General features: G+C 71.5%; 20 protein-coding genes. 14 read left to right on the top strand and 6 right to left on the bottom strand.

Annotation, left to right across the window (positions count from 1 at the left end):
- The first annotated feature begins 153 nt into the window (after positions 1 to 153).
- Positions 154 to 678: a hypothetical protein gene (locus tag ABUW04_RS21455; protein ID WP_380566261.1), complete on the top strand. Its 525-nt coding sequence runs from the start codon at positions 154 to 156 to the stop codon at positions 676 to 678.
- Positions 679 to 684: 6 nt separating this feature from the next.
- On the opposite strand, the gene ABUW04_RS21450 is transcribed toward ABUW04_RS21455, so the two are convergent.
- The 6 genes from ABUW04_RS21450 to ABUW04_RS21425 all read right to left on the bottom strand — a co-directional run bounded on the left by ABUW04_RS21450 (position 685) and on the right by ABUW04_RS21425 (position 6558).
- Positions 685 to 2178 carry an FAD-dependent monooxygenase gene (locus tag ABUW04_RS21450; protein ID WP_380566260.1) on the bottom strand — a complete coding sequence of 498 codons (1494 nt, stop codon included), beginning with the start codon at positions 2176 to 2178 and terminating at the stop codon, positions 685 to 687.
- A gap of 62 nt (positions 2179 to 2240) precedes the next feature.
- A complete protein-coding gene (locus ABUW04_RS21445) occupies positions 2241 to 2849 on the bottom strand; it encodes an acyl-CoA-like ligand-binding transcription factor (RefSeq protein WP_030264718.1) in 609 nt (202 codons plus the stop codon).
- A 68-nt stretch (positions 2850 to 2917) separates the two neighbouring features.
- Entirely contained in the window at positions 2918 to 4324 is a 1407-nt protein-coding gene (locus tag ABUW04_RS21440; RefSeq protein WP_232242748.1) for an SGNH/GDSL hydrolase family protein, read from the bottom strand.
- A gap of 88 nt (positions 4325 to 4412) precedes the next feature.
- The gene (locus ABUW04_RS21435) at positions 4413 to 4880 is read right to left on the bottom strand and encodes a hypothetical protein (RefSeq protein WP_030264721.1); all 468 of its coding nucleotides are present in this window, start codon (positions 4878 to 4880) and stop codon (positions 4413 to 4415) included.
- Positions 4877 to 5311: a MarR family winged helix-turn-helix transcriptional regulator gene (locus ABUW04_RS21430; protein WP_030264722.1), complete on the bottom strand. Its 435-nt coding sequence runs from the start codon at positions 5309 to 5311 to the stop codon at positions 4877 to 4879. The genes ABUW04_RS21435 and ABUW04_RS21430 overlap by 4 nt, the downstream gene beginning before the upstream one ends.
- A gap of 50 nt (positions 5312 to 5361) precedes the next feature.
- Positions 5362 to 6558, bottom strand: coding sequence for an ROK family transcriptional regulator (locus ABUW04_RS21425; RefSeq protein ID WP_030264724.1), 1197 nt, complete (start codon positions 6556 to 6558; stop codon positions 5362 to 5364).
- Between the two features lie 327 nt (positions 6559 to 6885).
- Between ABUW04_RS21425 and ABUW04_RS21420 the strand changes: the two genes are divergently transcribed.
- From ABUW04_RS21420 to ABUW04_RS21360, 13 genes are all read left to right on the top strand, one after another.
- Positions 6886 to 9033: a fibronectin type III domain-containing protein gene (locus ABUW04_RS21420; protein ID WP_380566259.1), complete on the top strand. Its 2148-nt coding sequence runs from the start codon at positions 6886 to 6888 to the stop codon at positions 9031 to 9033.
- Between the two features lie 76 nt (positions 9034 to 9109).
- Positions 9110 to 10045: a carbohydrate ABC transporter permease gene (locus tag ABUW04_RS21415; protein ID WP_380566258.1), complete on the top strand. Its 936-nt coding sequence runs from the start codon at positions 9110 to 9112 to the stop codon at positions 10043 to 10045.
- A 28-nt stretch (positions 10046 to 10073) separates the two neighbouring features.
- Positions 10074 to 11012, top strand: coding sequence for a carbohydrate ABC transporter permease (locus ABUW04_RS21410; RefSeq protein WP_030264734.1), 939 nt, complete (start codon positions 10074 to 10076; stop codon positions 11010 to 11012).
- 8 nt (positions 11013 to 11020) lie between these two features.
- Positions 11021 to 13495, top strand: coding sequence for a glycosyl hydrolase family 95 catalytic domain-containing protein (locus ABUW04_RS21405; RefSeq protein ID WP_380566257.1), 2475 nt, complete (start codon positions 11021 to 11023; stop codon positions 13493 to 13495).
- The gene (locus ABUW04_RS21400) at positions 13489 to 14463 is read left to right on the top strand and encodes an acetylxylan esterase (RefSeq protein WP_380566256.1); all 975 of its coding nucleotides are present in this window, start codon (positions 13489 to 13491) and stop codon (positions 14461 to 14463) included. Before ABUW04_RS21405 ends, ABUW04_RS21400 begins: the two co-directional genes overlap by 7 nt.
- 121 nt (positions 14464 to 14584) lie before the next feature.
- A complete protein-coding gene (locus ABUW04_RS21395; RefSeq protein WP_380566255.1) occupies positions 14585 to 15928 on the top strand; it encodes an ABC transporter substrate-binding protein in 1344 nt (447 codons plus the stop codon).
- Positions 15929 to 15966: 38 nt separating this feature from the next.
- On the top strand, positions 15967 to 18165 hold the full coding sequence (locus ABUW04_RS21390; protein WP_380566254.1) for an alpha-galactosidase: 2199 nt from the start codon (positions 15967 to 15969) through the stop codon (positions 18163 to 18165).
- Positions 18166 to 18412: 247 nt separating this feature from the next.
- Entirely contained in the window at positions 18413 to 19180 is a 768-nt protein-coding gene (locus tag ABUW04_RS21385; protein ID WP_030264748.1) for a DeoR/GlpR family DNA-binding transcription regulator, read from the top strand.
- A 120-nt stretch (positions 19181 to 19300) separates the two neighbouring features.
- Positions 19301 to 20671, top strand: coding sequence for an ABC transporter substrate-binding protein (locus ABUW04_RS21380; protein WP_380566253.1), 1371 nt, complete (start codon positions 19301 to 19303; stop codon positions 20669 to 20671).
- A gap of 16 nt (positions 20672 to 20687) precedes the next feature.
- Positions 20688 to 21653: a carbohydrate ABC transporter permease gene (locus ABUW04_RS21375; RefSeq protein WP_030264759.1), complete on the top strand. Its 966-nt coding sequence runs from the start codon at positions 20688 to 20690 to the stop codon at positions 21651 to 21653.
- Positions 21650 to 22537: a carbohydrate ABC transporter permease gene (locus tag ABUW04_RS21370; protein ID WP_380566252.1), complete on the top strand. Its 888-nt coding sequence runs from the start codon at positions 21650 to 21652 to the stop codon at positions 22535 to 22537. Before ABUW04_RS21375 ends, ABUW04_RS21370 begins: the two co-directional genes overlap by 4 nt.
- A complete protein-coding gene (locus ABUW04_RS21365) occupies positions 22534 to 23523 on the top strand; it encodes a zinc-dependent alcohol dehydrogenase family protein (protein WP_380566251.1) in 990 nt (329 codons plus the stop codon). The genes ABUW04_RS21370 and ABUW04_RS21365 overlap by 4 nt, the downstream gene beginning before the upstream one ends.
- 149 nt (positions 23524 to 23672) lie before the next feature.
- On the top strand, positions 23673 to 25292 hold the full coding sequence (locus ABUW04_RS21360; RefSeq protein ID WP_380566250.1) for a CehA/McbA family metallohydrolase: 1620 nt from the start codon (positions 23673 to 23675) through the stop codon (positions 25290 to 25292).
- Positions 25293 to 25369 lie beyond the last annotated feature (77 nt).

Genomic DNA, 25369 nt, shown 5'->3' with positions numbered 1-25369 from the left:
GTGGGGACGATGAAAACGCGCTCAATCCTGCATGGGACCGAAGGTGCATCCACTGTTTACTCGCAGGGGTCTACACGCGTAACCCTTTCGGTGTTGTCATGGACGCATCGCATTTTGCTGCCCGTGTGGCACCACTCCCAGGGAGGCGTTCCCATGTCCCGTCACCGCCTGACCGCGACCACCACCGCCCTCGCGCTGGCCGCCGGCGGCCTGCTGCTCGCGACCGGTGGCAGCGCCCATGCCGCCACCAGCTGCTCCCAGGCCTACCTGCCGTTGCCCGACCCGACCTGCCAGCCGGGCGCCTACAACCCGGACGTCACCCAGTCCACGATCGGCTCCACGATATGCGTGTCCGGCTGGACGGCCACGGTGCGCCCGCCGACCTCGTACACCGACCCGCTGAAGGTCACTCAGATCGCCCAGTACGGCTACACCGACACCTCGACCGCCGACTACGAGGAGGACCACCTGGTCCCGCTGGAGCTCGGCGGCGCGCCGCGCGACGTGCACAACCTGTGGCCCGAGCCGCGCTACGGCACCAAGACCGCGACCACCAAGGACGGCGTGGAGACCAAGCTGAAGAACGCGGTGTGCAAGGGCACGGTGACGCTCGCCGCCGCCCGCTCCGCCATCGCGAAGAACTGGACCACCGCGCTGGCCGTGGTCGGCCTGGCCTGACGGAGCTCAGGGCGCCTTGAACCAGGTGCCCAGCGCCTCGTGCAGGCCGTCGCCGGCGCTGCGGCCTGCGCCGGCCGGCCTGCCCTGCCAGGCGACGTAGCAGTCGGGGCGGAGCAGGAGTGCGGTGTCCAGTCCCGGGGCGGGTACGGCGTCGACCAGTGGGGCCCAGCGGCCCAGGTCCAGAACGCCGCTGGGATCGAGCAGCAGCGGGCGGCCGGTGCTGGTCAGTCGGCGCAGGTCGGGCAGGGCCGGCAGGTCGGGTGCCCAGCGGCCGACCAGGGGACCGGTCGCTGGGCCCGCCGGGCCCATGTCGTAGCTGATGTCCGCTCCGGACAGCAGGTCGGCGAGGTGCTGCCGTACCCCGGACTGGGCGAGCAGTTCGCCGAACAGTTCGCGCAGCGCCGTCACATCGCCGCCGGGCTGGATCAGCACCGACTGCGCCTGGGTGTGCATCGCGACCCGCCGGGCCACCGGCGCCCGCTCCGACTGGTAGGTGTCCAGCAGCCCCTCGGCGGCGTGGCCGCGCAGTTCCGCCGCCAGCTTCCAGCCGAGGTTCACCGCGTCCTGCAGGCCCAGGTTGAGTCCGGGGCCGCCGATCGCCGAGTGCACATGCGCGGCGTCGCCGAGCAGCAGGACCCGGCCGGCCCGGTACCGGTCCGCGATCCGGGTGTTGCCGCCGAACAGCCGCCGCATCACATGCGGTCCGGGCCCGGTAGGCGGGCCGAGCGGCAGGTCCGCTCCGAGTACCCGGCCGACACTGTCCCGCAGTTCGTCGAGCGAGGCCTCGCCCTCGGCGGGCTGACCCCACTCCACCGCGCTGATCAGCGGATCGCCGCCGGGGAACGGCGCCCAGGCGATCAGTCCGTGCTCGGTGCGCAGGTGCTGGAACGGCGGTACCACGCCGAAGCCGGGCACGACGAGTTCGCCGCCGGGGCCGACCATCTGCTGAGCCACGCTCACATGTCCCGCCCGCGACACCGAACTGTCCCTGGTCACACCGGGGAACGCGATCCTGCTGAGCTTGCGGACCACGCTGTGCCCGCCGTCCGCGCCGACCAGGAACGCCGCCTCGATCGGCTCGCGCCCGTGCAGTTCGACGGTCACCGACTTCTCGCCCTGCGCCAGGCCGGTCACCTGGTGGCCGCGCCGGATCTCCACCCCGAGTTCGACCGCGCGCTCGGCGAGCATCTGCTCGATCCGGCGCTGCGGCACCATCAGCGTGTAGAGCGGGTTGTCGGGTAGGTCGTGCAGGTCGAGGGGGAAGGCGCCGAACAGGAAGCGGGGCGTGGGGCCGGGTACGGCGCCGGGCGCGGCCAGCCGTTCGTACAGACCGCGCCGGTCCAGCATCCGCACGACCTGGCCGACCAGGCCGTTGGCGCGCTGCTCGGGGGAGGGCTCGGTGAGGCGCTCCAGGACCAGCGGACGCACGCCGGCCAGGGCGAGTTCACAGGCGAGCATCAGGCCGTTGGGCCCGGCGCCCGCGATCACGACGTCGATCATGGGTGGAATCCCCTTCTGGACAGGGCGCGGTGGGCAGGAGACTTGCCTGGGCGAGAGGGCGCCTAGGGCGTCGGCAGGCCCGCCGCGATCCGGGTGATGGCCTCGGTCAGCAGGCGCTCCACCGGTACCGGCGGGTCGCTGCGCAGGTAGTGCGTCAGGGCGGTGTTGACCGCGGCCAGGACCGCGGCCGCGACCAGGTGCGGGTAGAGGTCCTTCGCCGGGTCGGTGCCGGTGCGCTCGGCGACGGCTTCGGCGATGCGGGCCTCGGCGGCGGACCCGGCCCGCAGCATCTCGCCCTGCAGGGCCGGTTGTTGGGCGATCATCGCGTACACGCCCGCGCGCCACCGGGCCGCGTCGCCGACCGGGTGGGCGGCGGTCTCGGCGTCCGGTCCGAACTGCGGCAGCACCGCGTGGGTGATCGCGTCCCAGAGCGGTTCGGCGGGACGCTCGCTCAGTGCCTCGGCGATGCGCAGGTACCGGTCGAACTGGCGGGCGACGACCGCCTCGGCCTTGCTGGAGAAGTAGTTGTTGAAGGTGCGCGGCGAGACTCCGGCGGCCTCGGCGATGTCCTCCACCTTGACCTGGTCGAACCCGCGCTCCACGGTCAGCCGGATCGCCGCCCAGCTGAGCGCCGCCCGGGTCTCGGCCTTCTTGCGCTCCCGGAGTCCCATGCAGTGAGCCTAGCAAAACATGCGCGGCACGCAAATATGCGCACCCCGCAATATTTGGAGCGAGGAGATCAGGGGGTGGCGCTGGTCGAGGGGCTGGGGGTGGCCTGGGCGGCGCGGGTCAGGGCCTGCTGGTCGGCCAGGGCGATGGCGAGTTCGCCGGCCGCGGTGGGGTGCAGCGGCGCGTTGGCGTCCGGGCCCTGGACGAAGGACTGGTCGCTGCACAGCTGGTGGCCGTCGAAGTGCTGCGGCACGTCGATGAAGCCGAAGGTGCGCGCCCCCTGGCGGAGCACGGTGTTGAGGTCGTCCAGCCGGGACTGCAGCACCTTGGCCTTGGCGCTGGTGATGCCCTGGGCGGCGAGGCAGCCGAGGTTCTCGCCGAAGGGGTTGTAGTACTCGTTGACCAGGACGGTGGGGTGCTGCGGCAGCGCGGCCAGGTCGCCCAGCAGTTCGTAGTAGTCGGCGGTGAACCCGGCGATCTGCTGCTGGAAGTAGGCGGTGGAGGCCTTGTCGTCGCAGGCGTTCGCGGCCGCGCACAGCTCGGTTATGGCGGACCAGTGGATGTCGTTGGCCCCGATGCTGACGATGAACACCGAGGCCGGGGCCGCCTGCCGGGCCAGCGAGAACTGCGTGGGCGCCTCGGCGTCGCCCAGCCGCTGCGGGCCCAGCAGGCCGCCGGGGATGGTGGCGCCGCTGCAGGCCAGATTGAGCACCTTCCAGCCGTTCACCAGGCTCAGGTCGGCCGCGAACGAGTCCCTGCTGCGTCCGCAGGCCCGGTCCAGGGCATCGGGATGGTCCACGAGCGGGTTGCCGATGGCCGCGGCGGTGGAGTCGCCGAGCACCACGGCCTGGATGCCCTTGATGGCCGGTCCGCTCGGCGGCGGCGGGGCCGTCGGGTCCTCGCCGACCAGGTCGGCGATGGTGCGGACCTGCCGCAGCACCTTCGGGGTTGAGGAGGCCATCAGGTAGACGCCGACGGCGTTCAGCACGACCACCGCCGCGACCGAGGCGGCGAGCATCTTCAGCATGGCCGCACGGCTGGAGCGGCGGACCCCGGCGACGGCGACCGCCAGCAGCGCCGCGAAGCCGGCGGCCACCAGGGTCTCCCACACCAGGTAGCGGGTCCAGCCGGAGGACAGCGCCCGGCTGATGCCGGCCTCGGCCGACTGCTGCTGGTCCGGTTTGGTGATCGAGTTGGCCTGGGCGTTGAGGTCGATGTGGGTGAGCCGCAGGCGCGGCCGGATCGGCCCGTCGAACTGCGGCCGGGTCGGGATCTCCTCGCCGAAGAGGTCCAGCTCGCCCGGGCCGGACAGGCTCAGGTCCGGTGAGGCGGCGCCGACCTGGATGCTCTGCCCGACGGCGGTCACCGACTGGAGCGGGGTGACCTGCACGGACAGCCAGACGGCCAGTGCTGCGGCGACGAGCACGACGGCACCGGCGCCCAGCGCCGCCAGGATTCGGCGGATCCAGAGGTGCACGAGTTCCCCTCCGAGCGACGACCGCTACCGCAGTCCCCTAGCCGTTGCCGGCCGTCCCAAACCCGAAGCGGGCCGACCGGGGGCGGGGCTACCGGGGCGGCTGCCAGGGGAAGGGCGCGAGGTCGGGTTCCACCCAGCCGGTTCGGGCCCCCGTCCCGGCCAGCGTCGCGGGCCGGTAGAAGCGGGTGAGCAGCCGCTTGTCGAGGAGCGCCGTGTGGTGCTCGGCGAAGGCGTCGAATGCGTCGAAGGTGTCCGGGGCGCCGGAAGTCCCGGAACTTGTCCTCGTTTCGAGGACATGATGGGCCACCAGCTCGACCCAGGCCCGGCTGACCGTGGCGTTGTACTTCTGCGGTGCGCCGGCGTAGCGCGCGGTGCTCCGGATGCCCTCGCTCACCAGCTCCACTGCCGCGGAGGTGCCGAACCTCCGGACGGCCAGCCAGGTCAGCCGGATGTGCTGGCGGTGGCCGAAGCGGTCGGCGTCCGCCATCACCTCCCGCATCAGGGTCTGGAAGTCGGGTGTGTCGACAGACTCGGGGCCGACTGGATGGTCGCTCATCGTTCCCCCTCGGTCAGGGAGTCCAGGACGGTGTGGAACCCGGAGACCGCCTCGGGGGGCAGGTCGCTCAGTGCTCGCTGCTCCAGATCGGCCAGGGTCCGCCGGATCACGGCGGCCGCGGCACGGCCGGACGGCGTCAGCCCGACGAGCACGGCGCGGCGGTCGCCGGGCACGGCGCCCCGGGTGATGTGGCCGCGCCGCTCCAGCCGGTCCAGCACGCTGGTCAGCGTCGTCGGCCGGGTGCCGATGGCGGCGCCCAGCTCGGAGACGGTACGGCCGCGGTCGTCGGCCAGGTTGGCCAGTGCGTTGATCTCCGATGCGGTCAGTTCGAGTTCGGCGAGTTCGGCGGCGAGCAGCTGCAGCGTGATGTGCGTCGCGCGCTGCAGTGCGAGCAGCACCGAGGGTCCTGGAGGGACGGATTCGGACTTCACGCTTTCGGATAATACGCTTTCGTAGCTAGTTGGTCCATGCGACAGCCGGGCTACTTGGGCGGGGCGAAAAGGTGCTGAGCCGCGACGGCGGCGCCACCGCGGGCCCACTCCTCGAACGGCAGCGGCCGCAGCAGCAGGTCGCACTCGGCGGCGGCGCCGAAGGCCCGGGCGGCGAAGGTCTCGCGGACCTGGTCGGCGAAGAGGTCGTAGGTCGCCACGCCCTCCCCGGAGATGATGATCCGTTCCGGGCCGATCAGATTGGCGACCGAGGCGATGGCCAGTCCCAGTGCGTGTCCGGCCCGGGTGAAGACCGCGCGGACCTCCGGATCCCCGGAGTGGGCCAGGCGGACCGCCTGGGTCATGGTCAGCCCCGGGTCGCCGGTAGCGGCCCGGGCCTGTTCGGTGATCGCATGGGTGGAGGCGACGGCCTCCACGCAGCCGGTGTTGCCGCAGGTGCAGGTGCGCTCGGTGCCGCCGACCGGCAGGTGGCCCACCTCGCCCGAGACGCCGTGCGCCCCGGAGACGACGCGGCCGCCGATGGACAGCCCGCAGCCGATGCCGGCTCCCACGGTGATCAGTGCGAACGAGGAGAGGCCGGCCCCGGCGCCGAACCACTGCTCGGTGACGGTCAGCGCGCGGACGTCGTTCTCGATCACGGTCGGTGTCGAGGTGGCCGTCTCCACCAGTTGGGCCAGGGCCACCCGGTGCCAGTTCAGGAACGGGGAGTACTGCACCACGCCGGTCTGCCCGTCCACGTCCCCGGAGATGGTCACCCCGATGCTGTGGATCCCGCCGTCCTGGACGCTGCCGTCCTGCCCGCCGCCCCCGCCGCTGCCGTCCGGTCCGGTGGGGACTGCGGCGCGCAGTTCCTCGACCAGTCGGGCGATGGCCAGCACGACCGTGCCGACGTCCCTGGAGTCCAGTACGGCGCGGCGGGTGACCAGTGGACGGGCCGTCAGATCGGCTACCACGCCGATGAGTTCGTCGGCGGTCACCTTGACCCCGATGAAGCGGGCGCGCTCCCCGCGCACCGCGATGAGCGTGGCGGGCCGGCCCGTGGCCCGTTTCGGGGCGGGTTCGGCCAGTTCGGCGATCCATCCGTCGGCCAGCAGCGGTGTGGCGACCTTGGTGACGGCGCCGGGGGAGAGCCCGGTGCGCCTGCCGGTCTCGGCCCGGGTGAGCGGTCCGTGGGCGAGCAGGGTCTGGAACACCAGCGCTGCGGCGGGTGGCTGGTCGGAGAGTGTCACGGGCTGACCATACCTTTCTGCAGGAAAGTAAAGAAGTCCCTGGTTGTCGCCACTCCCTAAGAGTTTCTCTCAGGAATCCGCGAAACGTGGTGCCGACTATGTTGACGCTGGAAGGAAACCCTGGCTACAGTCGCCGCAATCCACAGCAGAGTGGACCAGGACAGTCCGCTCTGCCTCCGAGTGCGGCCGGCTCCCACCCCACCCCCACCCCCCGGCCGCGGACGCTTCTGCTCTTCCACCCATTTTCCGGACGGCCGATCGTGCGCGGGCACGATCGGGGCTTTGTCAGGTCCCGATCAGTAAACAGCGCGCCGAGATGGAGTAGTCATGGCACCTCCTCCAGCAGGACCCGTACGCCTCCGACCCACCCGTACGCCGTTCCGGCGCGGACTGCGGAGCACCCTCGCCCCCGCCGTGCTGACGGCGGCCGCGCTGGTGGCCGCCTTCGCGGCGCCGACCACGGCCGTCGCGGCGGTGCCCACCGCCGCCAGAACAGCCGCCGCGCCGGCCCCGGCAGCCGCCCCCGCAGCCGCCCCGGCCTCGCATCCGTCCACGGTCCTGGCCCAGAAGCCCTATCTGGGCTGGAGCAGTTGGAGCCTGGAGTCGACGAACTACCCGGGCGTCAACACGACCGGCTCGGCCAGCTGGCTGACCGAGGCCCACATCCTGCAGCAGACCGACGTGGTGGCCGCCAAGCTCAAGTCGCACGGCTACCAGTACGTCAACATCGACGCCGGCTGGCAGAACGGCTTCGACGGCTACGGGCGCCCGCTGGCCAACACCACGACCTTCCCCGACGGCATCGCCCATGTCGCCGACTACGTCCACGGCAAGGGCCTCAAGCTGGGCATCTACCTGGCGGTCGGGCTGGACCCCAAGGCCTACGGCACCGGGACCACCCCGATCTACGGCGCGGCCGGCTGCACCACCAAGGACATCGTCTACCCCGACCTGCGCACCACCAACGGCTGGAACAGCGCCTACAAGATCGACTTCTCCAGCTCCTGCGCCCAGGCCTACATCGACTCCATCGCCGACGAGTTCGCCGGCTGGGGCGTGGACTTCCTCAAGCTCGACGGGGTGGGCCCCGGCTCCTTCCAGGGCGGCGCCAACTACGACAACACCGCCGACGTCGAGGCCTGGTCCCAGGCGCTGAAGCAGACCGGCCGTCCGATCCAGTTCACCATCTCCTGGGCGCTCAGCCACAACCAGGCCGACGTCTGGAAGGCCAACTCCAACGGCTGGCGGATCGACACCGACGTGGAGTGCTACTGCGGCACGCTGGTGACCTGGAACAACTCGGTCAAGCAGCGCTGGAACGACGTGGTCCAGTGGATCCCCGACGCCGGGCCCGGGCACTGGAACAACCTGGACTCGCTCGACGTCGGCAACGGGGCCATGGACGGTCTCACCGACGCCGAACGGCAGAGCTACGCCACCCTCTGGGCGATCGAGTCGGCGCCGCTGTACTCGGGTGACGACCTGACCAAGCTGGACAGCTACGGTCTGTCGCTGCTGACCAACGACGAGGTGCTCGCCGTCGACCAGGCCGGCACCCCGGCCACGCCGGTCAGCCAGAGCTCCGACCAGGAGACCTGGTACACCCGCAACGCCGACGGCAGCTACACGGTCGCCCTGTTCAACCTCGGCAGCGACCCGGCCACCACCACCGCCAACTGGAGCGACCTGGGGATCAGCGGCTCGGCCGCGGTCCGCGACCTGTGGAGCCACCAGAACCTCGGCCAGTCCAACGGCAGCTTCAGCGCCGCGCTGCCCGCCCACGGCTCGCGGCTGCTGCGGATCACCCCGGCCGGCAGCAACAAGCCCACGATCCCGGCGAACGTGCACGGCACCGCCTCGACGTCGTCCAGCGTCTCGCTGGCCTGGGCTCCTTCGGCGGCCGGTAGTTCGGCCGTGACCGGCTACGAGGTCTACACCGACGGGAAGAAGTCCGTCTCCGTCAGCGGGCCCTCGGCCACCGTCTACGGCCTGGGGTACTCCAGCACCCACACCTTCACCGTGCTGGCCGTCGACAGGTCCGGACACCGGTCGGCGGCCGGGACGCCGCTGACGCTCACCACCAAGGGATCCGGCGGCGCGGTCGGCTACGAGGCGGAGTCCTCCGCCAACACGCTCACCGGCAACGCCTCGATCGCCGACTGCAGCAACTGCTCGGGCGGCAAGAAGGTCGGCAACCTGGGCGGTACCGGGACGCTGACCTTCCCCGACATCACCGTGGCGAGCGCCGGCACCTACCTGGTCGACATCGCCTACGTGGACGGCGACTCCAGCCGCACCGTCGTGGTCACCGTGAACGGGACCTCCTTCAAGCTCCCGCTGTCCGGCACCAACAACAACGACTGGGGCACCCCGCAGACCGTCACCGTCCCGATCCAGCTGAAGGCCGGTGCCAACAGCATCGAGTTCGGCAACCCGACCGACTACGTGTCGGACATCGACAAGATCACCCTCTAGTACCGGCGGCGGCCCGCCCCCATCCGGCGGGCCGCCGACCGGCCGCACCGCCGCAGCCGTAGCAAAGGAGCACACCGTGGCGCAGGTCATCGAGCAGGGAAGAGGCAGAGCACGGGGCAGCACGTCCGGGCGCGCGTCCGCGGCGCACCGGCACGACGGCCGGCTCGCCCTGATCCTGATCACCCCGGCCGTGGTCGGATTCCTGGTCTTCTTCGCCTATCCGACGGTGCGCGGCATCTACCTCAGCTTCACCGACTTCCACGTCCTCACACCCCCGAAGTGGGTGGGCCTGGCCAACTTCCGCGAGCTGGTCGGGGACGACGTCTTCTGGCACTCACTGCGGGTCACCCTCTACTTCGTGCTGCTGTCGGTGGTGGTCGGGGTGCTGGTCTCGCTGGTGACCGCGGTGGTGCTGCACCGGCTCACCAGGTCGACGGTGATCCGTGCGCTGATCCTGCTGCCGTTCCTGATCTCCGGGGTGGTCGCCGCACTGGTCTGGTCCTGGATGCTCGATCCCCAACTGGGCATCGTGAACGTGGTCCTGAACAAGCTCACCGGTCACACCGTGATGTTCTTCGGCACCAGCTCCTGGGCGGTCCCCTCGCTGGCCCTGATCAGCGTCTGGAAGTCGATGGGGTACAACGCGGTCCTCATCTTCGCCGGACTGCAGACCATCCCGGCCACCGTGTACGAGGCCGGACGGATCGACGGCGCGAGCGAGTTCCAGATGTTCCGGCGGCTGACCGTGCCGCTGCTGCGGCCGATCCTGGTGATGGTGGTCATCCTCAGCGTGATCAGCTCGTTCCAGGTGTTCGACATCGTGCAGGTCACCACCAAGGGCGGTCCGGCCGACGCGTCCAACGTGCTGCAGATGTACATCTACGACAAGGCGTTCAGTCAGTTCGACTTCGGCTACGCCGCGACCATGTCGCTGGCCCTGTTCGTGATGCTGATCGCGATCACCTTCACCCAGATGCGGCTCGCCCGCGCCAACGAGTCGGACCTGAACTGAAGGAGGCGTGACCTTGTCCACCGCGACGATGCCGGGGCGCAGTACGCCCCACGACACCCGTACCCCGCACACCTCGGGCAGTGCCCGCAGGGCCGGCTTCTCCCCGGGCCGCGCCCTGGCCTGGCTCTACATCGCCGGCGTCGTGCTCGTCACGATCTTCCCGTTCTACTGGATCCTGCGCACGGCGCTGTCCAACAACTACGCGCTGGCCACCGATCCGTCCTCACCGCTGCCGGTCGGCTTCACCCTCGGCGGCTTCGAACGCGCCCTCGGCATATCGAGCGTCGCGGAGGCCCAGGCCCAGGGCGGCTCGGGGGCCTCACTGGACACCGCGCTGTTCCTGCGCAACTCGGTGATCTACGCCGGGGTGCTGACCGCCTGCATCGTCTTCTGCTCGGCCATCGCCGCGTACGCCTTCTCCCGGCTGCAGTGGCGCGGGCGCAACGCGGTCTTCTCGGTGCTGCTGTGCGCGCTGATGGTGCCCGGAATCCTCACCCTGCTGCCCAACTTCGTCCTGATCAAGGACCTCGGCCTGACCAACACCTTCGCCGGGATGATCCTGCCGGGCGCCTTCTTCTCGGCGTTCAACATCTTCTTCCTGCGCCAGTTCATGCTCGGGCTGAGCACCGAGATCGAGGAAGCCGCGATCATCGACGGGGCCGGCCCGCTGCGGGTGCTGTTCAGGATCACCCTGCCGATGACCGCGGCGCCGCTGACCACGCTCACCATGCTGACCTTCATCACCACCTGGAACGACTACTTCTGGCCGCTGCTGGTGACCAACGACGACAGCGTGCGCCCGCTCACCCTGGCCCTGGCCGTCTTCAAGCAGTCCTCCCCGCAGGCCGCGCCCGACTGGGCCGGACTGATGGCAGCCACCCTCATCGCCGCCCTGCCGATGCTGCTGCTCTTCGCCGTCTTCGGCAAACGGATCGTCAACTCCATCGGCTTCTCCGGAATCAAGTGAGTCACCCCATGAACCCCATCCCCGATTCCCCTGCCCCGTCCGAGGAGCAGGACCACCGGCTCCGGCTCTCCTGGCCCCGCCCCGCGGCCGTCTGGAACGAGGCCGCCCCGGTCGGCAACGGCCGGCTGGGAGCGATGGTCTTCGGCGGCGCGCACAGCGCGCGCATCCAGATCAACGACTCCACGGTCTGGTCCGGCACGCCCGGCGGACCTGCCGCCGCGCTGGAGCAGGTCCTCGCCCGCGGCGCCGGTCCCGAGCGGCTGGCCGAGGTGCGCGAGGCGCTCAGGAAGCAGGACCACGCCACCGCCGAAGCACTACTGATGGACTTTCAGGGCGACTACAGCCAGGAGTACCTGCCCTACGCCGACCTGCTGATGACGCTGGGAACCGACGGCGACGGGCCCGGCGAGGCCGCCTACCTCGGCCGGACCCTGGACCTGGACGACGGCGTGGTGGAGGAGGAGTTGGAGCTGGACGGCCTCCGGGTCCGCCGGCTCACCTGGGCCAGCGCCCCCGCCGGTGCGCTGTGCGTGTCCCTCGCCGTGGAGGGCGGACGCACCGACCTGCGGCTCGCGCTGACCTCCCCGCTGCGGGTGGTGCACTCCGGCTACGACCACGCCGGCGGCGTTCTCGGGGTCGAGATACCCGTGGACGGCGCCCCCTCGCACGAGCCCTCCGTCGCCGAACCGCTGCGCTACGCCGACGCACCCGTCGACGGCTACGACCCCTACGGCGCCGTCGCGCTGAGCATCGCCACCGACGGCCGGGTCGGCGCGGACGACGGCGGCTGGTCGGTCCAGGGCATGTCGTACGCGCTGCTGACCGTGGCCAGCTCCACCAGCGCCGCCGACCACTGGGCCGGCCACCGGTCCCGGACCCGCCAGGAGCACCGGGAGGCGGCCGCCGCCACCGCCTCCGGCGCCCTGGCCCTCGGCGCCGACGAACTGCTGCGCCAGCACCGGGCCGATCTGCGGGCCCTGCTGGGCTCCGCCGAACTGACCATCGGGCCGCGCCGGGCCGGAACCTTCGACGTGGAGCGGGACGTCCTCGGCGGCGGCGACGAACTCCTCACCGCCACCGTGCTGTTCCAGCTGGGACGGTACCTGCTGGCCTCGGCCTCGCGCCCGGGGGCGGGACCGCCGGCCAACCTGCAGGGGATCTGGAACGCCGAGCTGCGCCCGGCCTGGTCGTCCAACTACACCGTCAACATCAACACCCAGATGAACTACTGGGGCGCCGAGGCCGCCGGGCTCGGCCCGTGCCACGAGCCGCTGTTCGACCTGCTGGACCGGCTCGCCCTGACCGGCGCCCCGGTCGCCCGCGAGCTCTACGGCGCGCGCGGCTGGGTCACCCACCACAACACCGACATGTGGGGCTGGGCGCTGCCGGTCGGCATGGGCCACGGCAACCCCTCCTGGGCGATCTGGATGACGGGCGGCGTCTGGCTGTCCCAACACCTCTGGGACCACTACGAGTTCACCCGGGACACCGGATTCCTCCGGGACCGCGCCTGGCCGGTGCTGCGCGGCGCCGCGCTGTTCTGCCTGGACTGGCTGGTCGACGACGGCAACGGCTTCCTGGACACCCTCCCCGGCACCTCGCCGGAGAACCTGTTCCGCGCCGCCGACGGCAGCCCGCGGTCGCTGACCCGCTCCCCGGCCATGGACAGCGCCCTGATCCGGGCGCTGTTCGAGCGCACCCTGCGCACGGCGGAACTGCTGGGGCTCGACGACGACCCGGTGACCGCGGAGATCGGCGCCGCGCTGCCACGGCTGCGCCCGCCGCTGGTCTCCGCCGGCGGCTGGCTGCAGGAGTGGGCCGAGGACCTCCCCGAGGTGGACCCCAGCCATCGGCACCTGTCCCAGATGATCGCGGTGCACCCGCTGGGGCAGATCGACCCGGACGCCACGCCGGAACTGGCCGCCGCCGCACTGCGGCTGATGGACCGTCGCGGCCCCGGAGCGATGGGCTGGTCGTGGGCCTGGAAGACCGTGCTGCGGGCCCGGCTGCGCGACGCGGCCACCGCCCGCGCGCTCTTCCTGGAGGCGTCCGGGCCGCTGGCGGCCGACCCGGACACCGACGCCCCGGTAGACGGCTCGCAGTGGGGCGGGCTGCTGCCCAACCTCTTCTCCACCCACCCGCCGTTCCAGATCGACGGCAACTACGGGCTGATGGCGGCGCTCACCGAGATGGTGCTGCAGAGCCACGCCGGCACGGTCCACCTGCTGCCGGCCCTCCCGGCCGAATGGCCGCAGGGCCGGGCCCGGGGGCTGCGCTGCCGCGGCGGGGTCGAGGTCGACTTCGCCTGGTCCGGGGGCGTGCCAGCACTGGTGACGGTCCGTCGGGTGAGCGGTGACGGCGCGGAACCGGTGCTGGTGCGCTTCGCCGAGCGGACGGTGACGCTGAAGCTGGCGGTGGGGGAGCAGGCCGTGCTGGACGCCGGGCTGCGGGAGGTCCCCGGGGAGGTGACGGCACCGTGCTGACCGATCTGGACCTCCCCGCGCTGTGGGAGTACCGCAGCAGCTTCCAGGAACCCGCCGACTTCGACGACTTCTGGAGCGGCACCCTGGCCGAGGCCCGCGGCCACGAGCTGGCGCCGACGCTGACCCCGGTCGAGACCCCGCTGGAGACCGTGGAGGTCTTCGACCTGACCTTCGCGGGCTTCGGCGGCCATCCGGTCCGCGGCTGGCTGCGGGCGCCTCGGCAGCGCAGCGGGCCGCTGCCGGCGGTGGTGCAGTTCCACGGCTACGCCAGCGGGCGCGGACATCCGCTGGACGACCTGCTGTGGGCCTCGGCCGGCTTCGTCCACCTGGTGATGGACGTACGCGGCCAGGGCGGTGCCTACGCGGGCGGCGGTGCCACCCCCGACCCGGCGGGCAGCGGCCCCTCCCACCCCGGCTTCCTGACCCGGGGCATCGAGGATCCGCGCGACTACGTGTACCGGCGGGTGTTCACCGACGCGGTGCGCGCCGTGGAAGCGGTGCGGCAGTCGCCGCTGGTCGACCCGGGCCGGGTCGGGGTGGTCGGGGCCAGCCAGGGCGGCGGCATCGCGCTCGCGGTCGCCGGACTGGTCCCGGAGCTGGGCGCGGCCCACTTCCAGGCGCCGTTCCTGTGCGACGTCCGGCGTGCGTCGCGGATCACCGGCAGCGGCCCCTACACGGAGCTCGCCGGCTACCTGGCCGCCCGCCGGGACCGGGTCGAGCAGGTCTTCGCCACCCTCGGCTACTTCGACGGGATCGCCTTCGCCCGCCGAGCCGACGCACCCGCCTGGTTCTCCGCCGGACTGATGGACGGTGTCTGCCCGCCGTCCACCGCCTTCGGCGCCTTCCACGCCTACGCGGGCGCCAAGCAGATCCGGGCCTGGGAGTACAACGGCCACGACGCCGGCGGCAGCGACGACCTGGCCGTGGTCCTGCCCGCCTTCCGGGACCTGCTCAAGCACGGGCGCTGAGCGCCGCCCACCCGAACCGATCCCACCTCACCCCACCCCACGGCGCCGGCCGCACCGGCCGGTGCCGGGATCCCTCCTGCCCGCGTCCTCCCGGCGCGGCCGATGAATCGAGGAACCAACCATGAGAATCCGCACCCTTCCCGCGCTCGCCGTGGCCGTCGCCCTGACCGCCGTCGTCTCCGGCTGCGCCAGCTCGTCGAGCAGCGCCTCCGGTTCGAAGACCATCAACTGGTGGACCTGGGACGACAAGCAGGCCGCCGCCTACCAGACCTGTGCCACCGCCTTCGAGAAGGCCAACCCGGGCGTCACCGTCAAGATCTCGCAGTACGACGTCGCCGACTACTTCACCAAGCTCACCGCCGGCTTCGTCGCCGGGAACGCCCCGGACGCCTTCCAGAACAGCGTCCAGTTCTTCCAGGCGTACGCCTCGCAGCACCAACTGCTGGCGCTGGACAGCGACATCGCCGCGAGCAAGTTCGACATGTCCAAGTTCTCGGTCGGCGTGGACGCCTGGAAGTTCACCGACGGCAAGCAGTACGCGCTGCCGCTGGACTGGGCGGCCACCGGCATGTACTACAACGCCACCAAGCTCGCCCAGGCCGGCTACACCAAGCAGCAGGTCGACTCGATGACCTGGAACCCCACTGACGGCGGCACGTTCGGCAAGATGGTCGCCCACCTCACCGTGGACGACAAGGGCGTGCGCGGCGACCAGCCCGGCTTCGACAAGGCGCACGTCAAGACGTACGGCTTCGGCGCGATCGCCGCCAAGGACTTCATCGGCGAGTCCACCTGGAGCTCCTTCGTCGCCACCACCGGGTGGACCCTCGGCGACAAGGCCACCTGGCCGACCGTCTTCAACTACGACGACCCGCGTTTCGTGCAGACCATGGACTGGGTGCGCTCGCTCACCGACAAGGGTTACGCGCCCAAGATCGGCACCTTCACCACCAGCGACGTGGACCAGCTGTCCTCCGGCAAGGTCGCCATGGAGACCGGCGGCTCCTGGGAGGCGTCGACCTTCGCCAAGATCCCGGGCGTCAAGGTCGGCATCGCGCCCACCGTGCTGGGCCCCGACGGCAAGCGCGCCGTGATGAGCAACTCCAACGGCAACAACATCTGGGCCGGAACCAAGAACCCCGACCTGGCCTGGAAGTGGGTCTCCTACATGGGTTCGGAGGAGTGCCAGAGCGCGGCCTCGACCACCGGCACCTTCTTCCCGTCCATCCCGGCCGCGATGAACTCCTCGGCCAAGGCCATGGCGGCCCAGGGTGTCGACCTGTCGGTGTTCACCGGCATGATGACCAACAAGGTCCTCTTCGCCGCGACGGTCTACGGCAACGGAGCCGCCATGCAGGACGCCATGGAGCCGCTGTTCGAGGCATACTTCGCCGGCCAGAAGAACGACGACGTGTTCGCGACGATGCAGAGCAAGAGCAAGAGCATCCTCGCCGGCAACAACTGACCCCCCCCTGGTACCGGCATGCGGAAAGGACTCACTACATGCCCAGCATCCCCGCGCGGATCGTCTCCCTGCGCGCGGCAGGCGCCGCACTCGTCGTCGAGCTCACCGAGCCGGTGCCCAGAGTCCTGCACTGGGGCGCGGACCTCGGCGATCTCTCGGACGCGGACGGCGCCGCGCTGAGTCTGACCGCCGAGCCCGCCGTGCTCAACAACTCCGTCGACCTGCCGCGCCGGTTCACCGTCTGGCCGACCGAGGCCGACGGCTGGTCCGGCACCCCTGCCCAGCAGGGGCACCGGGCCGGCACCGGGACCACCCCGAGGGTCACCAGCACCGGCGTCGAGCACAGCGAAGGGGCCGACGGCGGTGGTGAACTGACGATCCGTCTGCACGATGCGGACGCGGATCTCGACATCACCGTCAGCTACCGGCTCGACCCGGCCGGGGTGCTCGGCGTGCAGGCCGAGGTCGCCAACAGGTCCGCTGCGGGTGACGGCTCGGCCCCGTACGACCTCTCGGAGCTGACCCTGCTGCTGCCGCTGCCGGCCAGGGCCACCGAGGTGCTGGACTTCACCGGCAAGTGGAGCCGCGAACGGTCGCCGCAGCGAAGGGAGTTGGGGTTCGGTGGCTACAACCGCGAGGTGCGGCGCGGAAAGCCGGGGGTGGACTCGCCCTATCTGATGACCGTCGGCACCCCCGGCTTCGGCTTCGGGCACGGTGAGGTCTGGGGCCTGCACGTCGGCTGGAGCGGGGACCAGCGCTACCTGGTGCAGCGGCTGCCCGAAGGTGCGGGCACCCACGCCGCCGTGCTCGGCGGCGGGGAACTGCTGCGGGCCGGGGAGGTCCGGCTCGGCCCCGGCGAGAGCCACCGCACCCCGGTCTGCCACTTCTCCTGGTCCGCCGCCGGCCTGGACGGTCTCGCCGACCGCTTCCACCGGATGCTCCGGGCCCGTCCCGGGCATCCGCGCGGCCCGCGCCCGCTGATCCTGAACAGCTGGGAGGCGGTGTACTTCGACCATGACCTGGACCGCCTGCTGAAGCTCGCCGACCGGGCCGCCGTGATCGGCGTGGAGCGCTTCGTGCTGGACGACGGCTGGTTCACCGGCCGTCGCGACGACTCCTCCGGGCTGGGGGACTGGACCGTGGACAAGGAGGTGTGGCCCGACGGACTGTCACCCCTGGTCGACCACGTCCGTTCGCTGGGCATGGAGTTCGGGCTGTGGGTGGAGCCGGAGATGGTCAGCCCCGACTCGGACCTGGCCCGCAGCCACCCCGAGTGGATCCTGGGACCCTCCGCCGGCCTCGGCCCCACCGCGCGCAACCAGTACACGCTCAACCTGGCCGACCCGGACGCCTGGCAGTACCTGCTGACCGCGCTCGACGACCTGGTCCGTCACTACGCCGTCGACTTCCTGAAATGGGACCACAACCGGGAGTTGCACGAGGCGGTCCGTCGCGGCCCCGGCGGGGCCGACCGGCCCGGCGGCCGGGCGCAGGTGGACGCGCTGTACCGGCTGGTCGACGCACTGCGGCAGCGCCATCCGCGGCTGGAGATCGAGAGCTGCGCCAGCGGCGGCGGCCGGGTCGACCTGGGCATCCTGGCGCGCACCGACCGGATCTGGCCCTCCGACTGCAACGACGCGCTGGAACGCCAGTCGATCCAGCGCTGGACCGGGCAGCTGGTGCCGCCCGAACTCGTCGGCACCCATGTCGGCCCCTCGCCCAGCCACACCACGGGGCGGCCGGGCTCCGACACCTTCCGCCTGGTCACCGCGCTGTTCGGGCACGCCGGGATCGAGCAGGAGCTGACCCGCTGCACACCCGGGGAGCTGGCGCGGCTCAGCGCCTGGTCGCGGCTGTACCGGGAGTTCCGCCCGCTGCTGCACAGCGGCCGGGTGGTCCGCGCGGACCTGCCGGACGAGGCGACCCTGCTGCACGGAGTGGTCGCCGAGGGGGCCGCCGAGGCCCTGTACTGCTGGGCCAGGCTGACCACCTCCCCGGCCGGCCAGTCCGGCCGGGTACGCCTGCCGGGTCTGGACGCCGGAGCCGGCTACCGGGTCCGGATCCGGACCGAGCTCGGCCTGCCCTCGCTGCACCAGACCGCGGGACCGGCCTGGACCACCCGCGCCCTGGACGGCTGGGTCCAACTCCCGGGCGCGGTACTGGCCCTGGCGGGGCTGCCGATGCCGACACTCAACCCGGAGCAGGCCATGCTCATCGAGGTGCAGCGGCTGAGCTGAGCACCGCCCCGGCAGCCCGGCCGCCCGTCACGAGCCCAATCGGGCATCCGCGCCGGGCGGCCGGGCGCTGTACACGGTCAAGTTGCTCGGCCCCCACCGCTGAACTGGCCTTTCGCGCAACCGAACCGGACATCACCGGGCAGATCTTCTCCGGTCCGGGCAGCTCCACCGGACATGCCCGTTGATATAAATCTCATGCGGGCAAAACCGGGCGCACCGTGCCCGGACCGGATCAAAGGGGCCGGTGATGGAGTTGAACTCGGAGGAGCGCAAGCACCGCATCCTGGCTCTGGTGCGCCACCAGGGTCAGTTGGAGGTCGCCGCCGCGGCCGTCGACTTCGCGGTCGCGCCGGAGACGATCCGACGGGACCTCAGTGAACTGGAGCGCAGGGGCCTGGTCCGGCGCACCTACGGGGGCGCCTATCCGGTCGAGGGCGCCGGCTTCGAGACCGACCTGGCGCACCGGGTGAACTCGCACGTGGACGACAAGCGCCGGATCGCCGCCGAGGCCGTCAAGCTGCTCGGCGAGGCCGACACCGTGTTCGTGGACGAGGGCTACACCCCGCAGATCCTGGCCGCGCTGCTGCCTTCGGACCGGCCGCTGACGGTGGTCACGGCGTCGCTCTCGACCGCTGCGGCGATCGCGGAGTCCGCCAACATCACCGTGCTGCTGCTCGGCGGCAGGGTCCGCGCCAGGACCCTGGCCACCGTGGGCTCCTGGACCTCGGCCATGCTGGCGGGGTTCGTCATCGACGTGGCGTTCCTGGGATCGAACGGCATCTCCAGGGAGCTCGGCCTGACCACACCGGACCCGGTCGTGGCGGACGTCAAGGCCAAGGCGCTGGAGGTCTCGCGCCGACGGATCTTCCTGGGCCACCACAGCAAGTTCGGGGCCAGCAGCTTCTGCCGCTTCGCGGAGGTCGGCGACTTCGAAGCCATCGTCACCAGCACCGGCCTGACCGCCGCCGAGGCCCACCGCTACGCGCTGATGGGACCGCGCGTCATCCGCGTCTGACCCCTACCTCCCGCACCGACCTTCCCGCCCGGCCGCCCGGCTGCACGCGGCGCGATCAGGCACGTCCCGAACCGGCACCCACCCCCGGTCCACCGGACCGGATCCACGAAGGGAACCACCATGACGAACAGACATTCCGTCCTGCGTCGCACCGTCCCGCTGGGGGCCGTGGTCCTGTGCGGGGCCATGCTCGCGGCGTGCAGCGGCGCCGGCGGCGGCTCCGCGGGCGGCGGCAGCGGCTCGCACTCCATCAACGTGCTGATGGTCAACAACCCGCAGATGCTGGACCTGCAGAAGCTGACCGCGGCCAACTTCACCAAGACCACCGGCATCAAGGTGAACTTCACCGTGCTGCCCGAGAACGACGTCCGCGACAAGATCACCCAGGACTTCTCCAGCCAGGCCGGCCAGTACGACGTGGCCACCATCAGCAACTACGAGACGCCGTTCTACGCCAAGAACGGCTGGCTGGCCCCGCTCACCACGCTCGCCGACGGCGACACCGCCTTCGACCAGAGCGACATCCTGCCCAGCATCGCCAAGTCACTGACCGTCAACGGTCAGATCTACGCCGAGCCCTTCTACGGCGAGTCCTCCTTCCTGATGTACCGGAAGGACGTCTTCGCGGCCAAGGGCCTGACCATGCCCGCCAACCCGACCTGGGACCAGGTGGCCGCCCTGGCCGCGAAGGCCGACGGGGCCGAGTCCGGCATGAAGGGCATCTGCCTGCGCGGCCAGCCGGGCTGGGGCGAGCTCATCGCCCCGCTGACCACCGTGGTCAACACCATGGGCGGGACCTGGTTCAACTCCGACTGGTCGGCCCAGCTCACCGGCGCGGGCTTCACCAAGGCCACCGACTTCTACGTCGGCCTGGTGCGTGCCCACGGCGAGGCCGGGGCACCCCAGGCCGGCTTCACCGAGTGCCTCAACGACATGGAGCAGAGCAAGGTCGCCATGTGGTACGACGCGACCTCGGCGGCCGGGTCGCTGGAGGGCGCGGGCTCGCCGGTGGCCGGGAAGATCGGCTACGTGCCCGCCCCGGTCGAGCAGACCAAGAGCTCGGGCTGGCTCTACACCTGGGCCTGGGGCGTGCAGAAGGCGAGCAAGCACCAGAGCGACGCCTGGAAGTTCATCTCCTGGGCCTCCGGCAAGCAGTACGAGGACCTGGTCGGGGCCCAGTTGAGCTGGTCCCAGGTGCCGGCCGGCAAGCGCACCTCGACCTACAGCAACCCCGACTACCTCAAGTCGGCCGGTGCCTTCGCCGCGGCCACCAAGACCGCGCTGACCTCCGCGGACCCGGCCGACCCGGGCGTGCAGCCGCGCCCCGCCCCCGGGATCCAGTTCGTCGGCATCCCCGAGTTCGAGGACCTCGGCACCCAGGTCTCCCAGCAGATCAGCTCCGCGATCGCCGGACAGACCAGCGTCGCAAGCGCGCTGAAGGCCAGTCAGGCCCTGGCCGCCAAGGTCGGCGCCAAGTACGCCGGCCAGTGACGGGCGGAGGCAGACCATGAGCACCCTCTCGACCCCGCGGCAGCAGCGCTTCTCCTGGTCGGCCCGGCAGGGCAGCCCGGGGGCGGCGGCCCGGCCGCGCGGCGCCTGGGCCCGCAGGGGTCCGCTGCTGCCGGCCCTGATCTTCATGATCGTGGTCACCCAGCTGCCCTTCGTGGGCACCCTGGTCATCTCCTTCATGCGCTGGAACGCGCTCGACCCGGGCGACCGGGGCTTCGGCGGACTGTCCAACTACCGCAACGCCTTCTCCGACCCGACGCTGCGCTCGGCCATCGTGACCACGGTGGTGCTGACCGCCACCGTGGTCCTGGTCAGCCTGGTGCTGGGCCTCGGCCTGGCCCTGCTGCTGGACCGCAGGTTCCGCGGCCGCGGCATCGTCCGCACCATGCTGATCACCCCGTTCCTGGTGGTGCCGGTGGCCTCGGCGCTGCTCTGGAAGCACGCGATCTACAACGCCTCGTACGGGCTCCTGGACGGCGTGCTGACCTGGGTCTGGAGCCTGTTCGGCAGCGGGCACGCGCCGCAGCCGGACTGGCTGTCGGTGGTCCCGCTGATCTCGGTGGAGGCGTCGCTGGTGTGGCAGTGGACGCCGTTCATGATGCTGATCCTGCTGGCCGGGCTGCAGAGCCGGGCCCTGGACGTGGTCGAGGCCGCCCGGGTGGACGGCGCGAGCAGTTGGCAGGTGTTCCGCTACCTGACCTTCCCGCACCTGCGCCGCTACCTGGAACTCGCCGCCCTGCTCGGCAGCGTCTACGTGGTGCAGAACTTCGACGCGGTGTTCACGCTGACCTCCGGCGGCCTGGGCACCGCCAACCTCCCCTACAAGGTCTACGAGACCTTCTACCAGGGCCACGACTACGGCGAGGCGTCCGCGGACGGCGTCATCGTGGTCGCCTGCTCGCTGCTGATCGCCACCTTCGCGCTGAGGACCGTCTCATCGCTGTTCCGAGAGGAGACGCTGTGACCGCCACCGCGGCAGTCGGCCGCCCCGCAGGGGTTCGGCCGGCGAAGGCCCGCCGCAACCGGGAGAACCGCAACCGCAGCCTGCTGGGCCTGCTGGCCTGGCTGTGCGGGCTGGTCTTCTTCCTGCCCTTCGCCTGGATGGTGCTCACCTCGCTGCACAGCGAGTCCAGCGCCGCCACCAACCCGCCGAGCCTCGGCGCGAGCCCGACCCTCCAGGGCTACCGGGAGTTCTTCGGCGCCACCACCGGCGTCAGCCCCTGGCCGCCGCTGATCAACTCGCTGACCGCCAGCATCGGTTCCACCGTGCTGGTGCTGCTGCTGGCCATCCCGGCCGCCTACGCGCTGTCGATCAAGCCGGTGCGCAAGTGGACCGACGTGATGTTCTTCTTCCTCTCCACCAAGATGCTGCCGGTGGTGGCCGGGCTGCTGCCGCTGTACCTGATCGCCAAGTACGCCGGCATGCTGGACGACATCTGGCTGCTGGTCATCCTCTACACCTCGATGAACCTGCCGATCGCGGTCTGGATGATGCGCTCCTTCCTCGCCGAGGTGCCCAAGGAGATCATGGAGGCGGCCGCCATCGACGGGGCCGGGCTGCTGGTCACCCTGCGCCGGATCGTGGCCCCGGTGGCCGCCCCGGGCATCGCCGCCACCGCGCTGATCGCCTTCATCTTCAGCTGGAACGAACTGCTCTACGCCGAGGTGCTGACCGGTGTGGTGGCGGGCACCGCGCCGGTGTTCCTGACCAGCTTCGTCACCAGCCAGGGCCTGTTCCTGGCCAAGGTGTGCGCCGCCGCCGTCTGCATCTCCCTGCCCGTGCTCATCGCCGGGTTCGCCGCCCAGGACAAGCTGGTCCAGGGCCTCTCCCTTGGAGCAGTCAAGTGAAGGCAGCCGTCATCAGCTCGCCCGGGGTGGTGCGGATCGAGACCGTCGAGGACCCGACGCCCGGTCCCCGCGACGTCGTGGTCCAGGTCGCCGCCTGCGGCCTGTGCGGGACCGACCTGCACATCCTGCAGGGCGAGTTCGCGCCGACCCTGCCGATCGTCCCCGGCCACGAGTTCGCCGGCGAGGTGGTCGCGCTGGGCTCCGAGGTCCGCGAGCTGTCCGTGGGCGACCGGGTGGCGGCCGACCCCTCGCTGTACTGCCACGAGTGCCACTACTGCCGCCAGGGCCGCAACAACCTCTGCGAGCGCTGGGCGGCGATCGGCGTCACCGCGCCCGGCGGCGCCGCCGAGTACGCGGTGGCCCCCGCCGCCAACTGCGTGCGGCTGCCGGACCACGTCCGGACCAGGGACGCGGCACTGATCGAGCCGCTGTCCTGCGCCGTCCGCGGATACGACGTGCTGCGCAGCCGGCTCGCCACCCAGGTGCTGATCTACGGGTCCGGCACGATGGGCCTGATGATGCTGGAGCTCGCCAAGCGCACCGGGGCGGCGGTGGTCGACGTGGTCGACGTCAACAGCGAGCGGCTGGCCACCGCCCGCTCCCTGGGCTGCACCGAGGCGGCCACCTCCGCCGACGAGATCCAGCGGCCGAGGGGCTGGGACGTCGTCATCGACGCCACCGGGAACCAGGAGGCGATCCAGGACGCGCTGGGACGGGTCGGCAAGGGCGGCACCTACCTGCAGTTCGGCGTCTCCGACTACGCCGCGCGGGCCACCATCGAGCCCTACCGGATCTACAACCAGGAGATCACCATCACCGGCTCCATGGCGGTCCTGCACAGCTTCGAACGGGCCGCCGACCTCTTCGCCGCCGGGGTGCTGGACCCGGAGGTGTTCATCAGCGACCGGGTGCCGCTGGACGACTACGCGGCGGCGCTCCAGCAGTTCCGGGCCGGGAAGGGACGGAAGATCCAGGTCGTGCCCTGACGATCCGTGGGGGCCGGGGCCGGCGTGGTCGTCGACATCGGATCAGGTTGCGGACGGTGGGTTGTCGTCCGGTGTTCACGCGGGCGGACGAAGGTGTCAAGGGTCCGTGCACCGATCGTGCACAGCCGGTCGACCCCGTGGAGGACACCATGCACCCCGAGGACACCATCCCCACCGACTCAGCCGACGAGCCCTGCGAGCAGCACGCCTTCGACCGCCGCCGGATGCTGCTCGGCGTCACGGCCGGGGCGGCGGCGATCACGCTGGCCCCGGTCGCCTTCGGCCCGGCCGCGTCCGCCCAGGCGGCTGAGGGCACGTCAGCGGCTGCCCCGGCCCCGGGTAGCACCGTCACCCGCACCGTCAGCGGACACCTCGACACCGGCGCCGCCGACTTCGTCTACCTTCCGGTCGAGGTGCCCGAGGGCGTGCAGCAGTTCGCGGTGCAGTACTCCTACGACAAGCCCACCGTTCCGGCCGGCACCCCGGCCAACTCCTGCGACATCGGGGTCTTCGACCAGCGCGGCACCGCCCTCGGCGGGAAGGGCTTCCGCGGCTGGTCCGGCGGTTTCCGCACCTCCTTCGAGATCAGCAACACCGAGGCGACCCCCGGCTACCTACCGGGACCGGTCGGCGCCGGGACCTGGCACGTCGTCCTCGGCCCCTACCAGGTCGCGCCGCAGGGCCTGGACTACCAGGTCCAGGTGACGCTGACGTTCGGTGCGCCCGGCCCGGCCTTCGTGCCGAACTACCCGCCGCAGCGCGCCAAGGGCCGGGGCCGGGCCTGGTACCGGGGCGACGGCCACCTGCACACCGTCTACTCCGACGGCCGGCGGCTGCCCTCCGAGGTGGCGGCCGGTGCTCGGGCCGCCGGGCTGGACTTCATGGTCTCCACCGACCACAACACCAGCTCCTCGCACGCCGTCTGGGGCCAGTACTCCGGTCCCGACCTGCTGATCGTCACCGGCGAGGAGGTCACCACCCGCAACGGCCACTGGCTGGCGCTCGGCCTGCCGGCCGGGGAGTGGATCGACTGGCGCTACCGCTCCCGCGACAACGCCTTCGCCCGCTTCGCCGGCCAGGTGCACCGCTCCGGCGGCCTGGTCGTGCCGGCGCACCCGTACTGCCCGTACATCGCCTGCCAGTGGAAGTCCGGCTACGACGACGCCGACGCCATGGAGGTCTGGAACGGCCCCTGGACCTACGACGACGAGTCGGCGGTCGACACCTGGGACGCCAGGCTCGGCGAGGCCGTGCGCACCGGCCGGCGCTGGACCCCGGCCATGGGTAACAGCGACGCCCACAGTGTTCCGCAGGTGATCGGGCTGCCGCACAACGTGGTCCTGGCCGACGACCTGACCACCCCCGACGTGCTGGCCGGCATCAAGGCCGGGCACAGCTGGATCGCCGAGTCCTCGGCGGTGCAGCTGGACTTCACCGTCACCGGCGGCGGCCGGCAGGCCGGGATCGGCGGCACGCTGACCGCGGCGGCCGACGCCCCGGTGGACGTCCGGATCGACGTGTCCGGCGTGCCGAAGGGCACGGTCCGCTTCATCACCGACGAGGGGCAGATGCACCAGGAGTCGCTGCCCGACTCCGGCACCGGCACGGTGGTCTGGCGCACCACCACCTCGCTGGCGGCCTATGTCCGCGCCGAGGTGCGCCACCCGATGGCCGACGGCAGCCCCGGCCAGGGCAACACCATGGGCCCGGCGCTGGTCTGGGGTCCGATGGCGGCGCTCACCAACCCGGTCTTCCTGCGGGTCGGCTGACGCCCCGTCGCCTGCTCCTGCCGCCCGGCCACGCCGCCTGCTCGCCGCTACCCGTCGGCATACCGGCGGGCCGCGGG

Source organism: Streptacidiphilus jeojiensis (assembly GCF_042510965.1).
Classification (GTDB): Bacteria; Actinomycetota; Actinomycetes; order Streptomycetales; family Streptomycetaceae; genus Streptacidiphilus; species Streptacidiphilus jeojiensis.
Note: the sequence above shows the minus strand (reverse complement) of the source record. Positions and strands in the feature narration are given on the sequence as shown.

Bases quoted from the DNA above. Each gene is read 5' to 3' on its own strand.
- ABUW04_RS21455 (WP_380566261.1), top strand. From the start codon at position 154: ATGTCCCGTCACCGCCTGACCGCGACCACCACCGCCCTCGCGCTGGCC.
- ABUW04_RS21450 (WP_380566260.1), bottom strand. From the start codon at position 2,178: ATGATCGACGTCGTGATCGCGGGCGCCGGGCCCAACGGCCTGATGCTC.
- ABUW04_RS21445 (WP_030264718.1), bottom strand. From the start codon at position 2,849: ATGGGACTCCGGGAGCGCAAGAAGGCCGAGACCCGGGCGGCGCTCAGC.
- ABUW04_RS21435 (WP_030264721.1), bottom strand. From the start codon at position 4,880: ATGAGCGACCATCCAGTCGGCCCCGAGTCTGTCGACACACCCGACTTC.
- ABUW04_RS21420 (WP_380566259.1), top strand. From the start codon at position 6,886: ATGGCACCTCCTCCAGCAGGACCCGTACGCCTCCGACCCACCCGTACG.
- ABUW04_RS21410 (WP_030264734.1), top strand. From the start codon at position 10,074: ATGCCGGGGCGCAGTACGCCCCACGACACCCGTACCCCGCACACCTCG.
- ABUW04_RS21405 (WP_380566257.1), top strand. From the start codon at position 11,021: ATGAACCCCATCCCCGATTCCCCTGCCCCGTCCGAGGAGCAGGACCAC.
- ABUW04_RS21395 (WP_380566255.1), top strand. From the start codon at position 14,585: ATGAGAATCCGCACCCTTCCCGCGCTCGCCGTGGCCGTCGCCCTGACC.
- ABUW04_RS21390 (WP_380566254.1), top strand. From the start codon at position 15,967: ATGCCCAGCATCCCCGCGCGGATCGTCTCCCTGCGCGCGGCAGGCGCC.
- ABUW04_RS21385 (WP_030264748.1), top strand. From the start codon at position 18,413: ATGGAGTTGAACTCGGAGGAGCGCAAGCACCGCATCCTGGCTCTGGTG.
- ABUW04_RS21380 (WP_380566253.1), top strand. From the start codon at position 19,301: ATGACGAACAGACATTCCGTCCTGCGTCGCACCGTCCCGCTGGGGGCC.
- ABUW04_RS21375 (WP_030264759.1), top strand. From the start codon at position 20,688: ATGAGCACCCTCTCGACCCCGCGGCAGCAGCGCTTCTCCTGGTCGGCC.
- ABUW04_RS21360 (WP_380566250.1), top strand. From the start codon at position 23,673: ATGCACCCCGAGGACACCATCCCCACCGACTCAGCCGACGAGCCCTGC.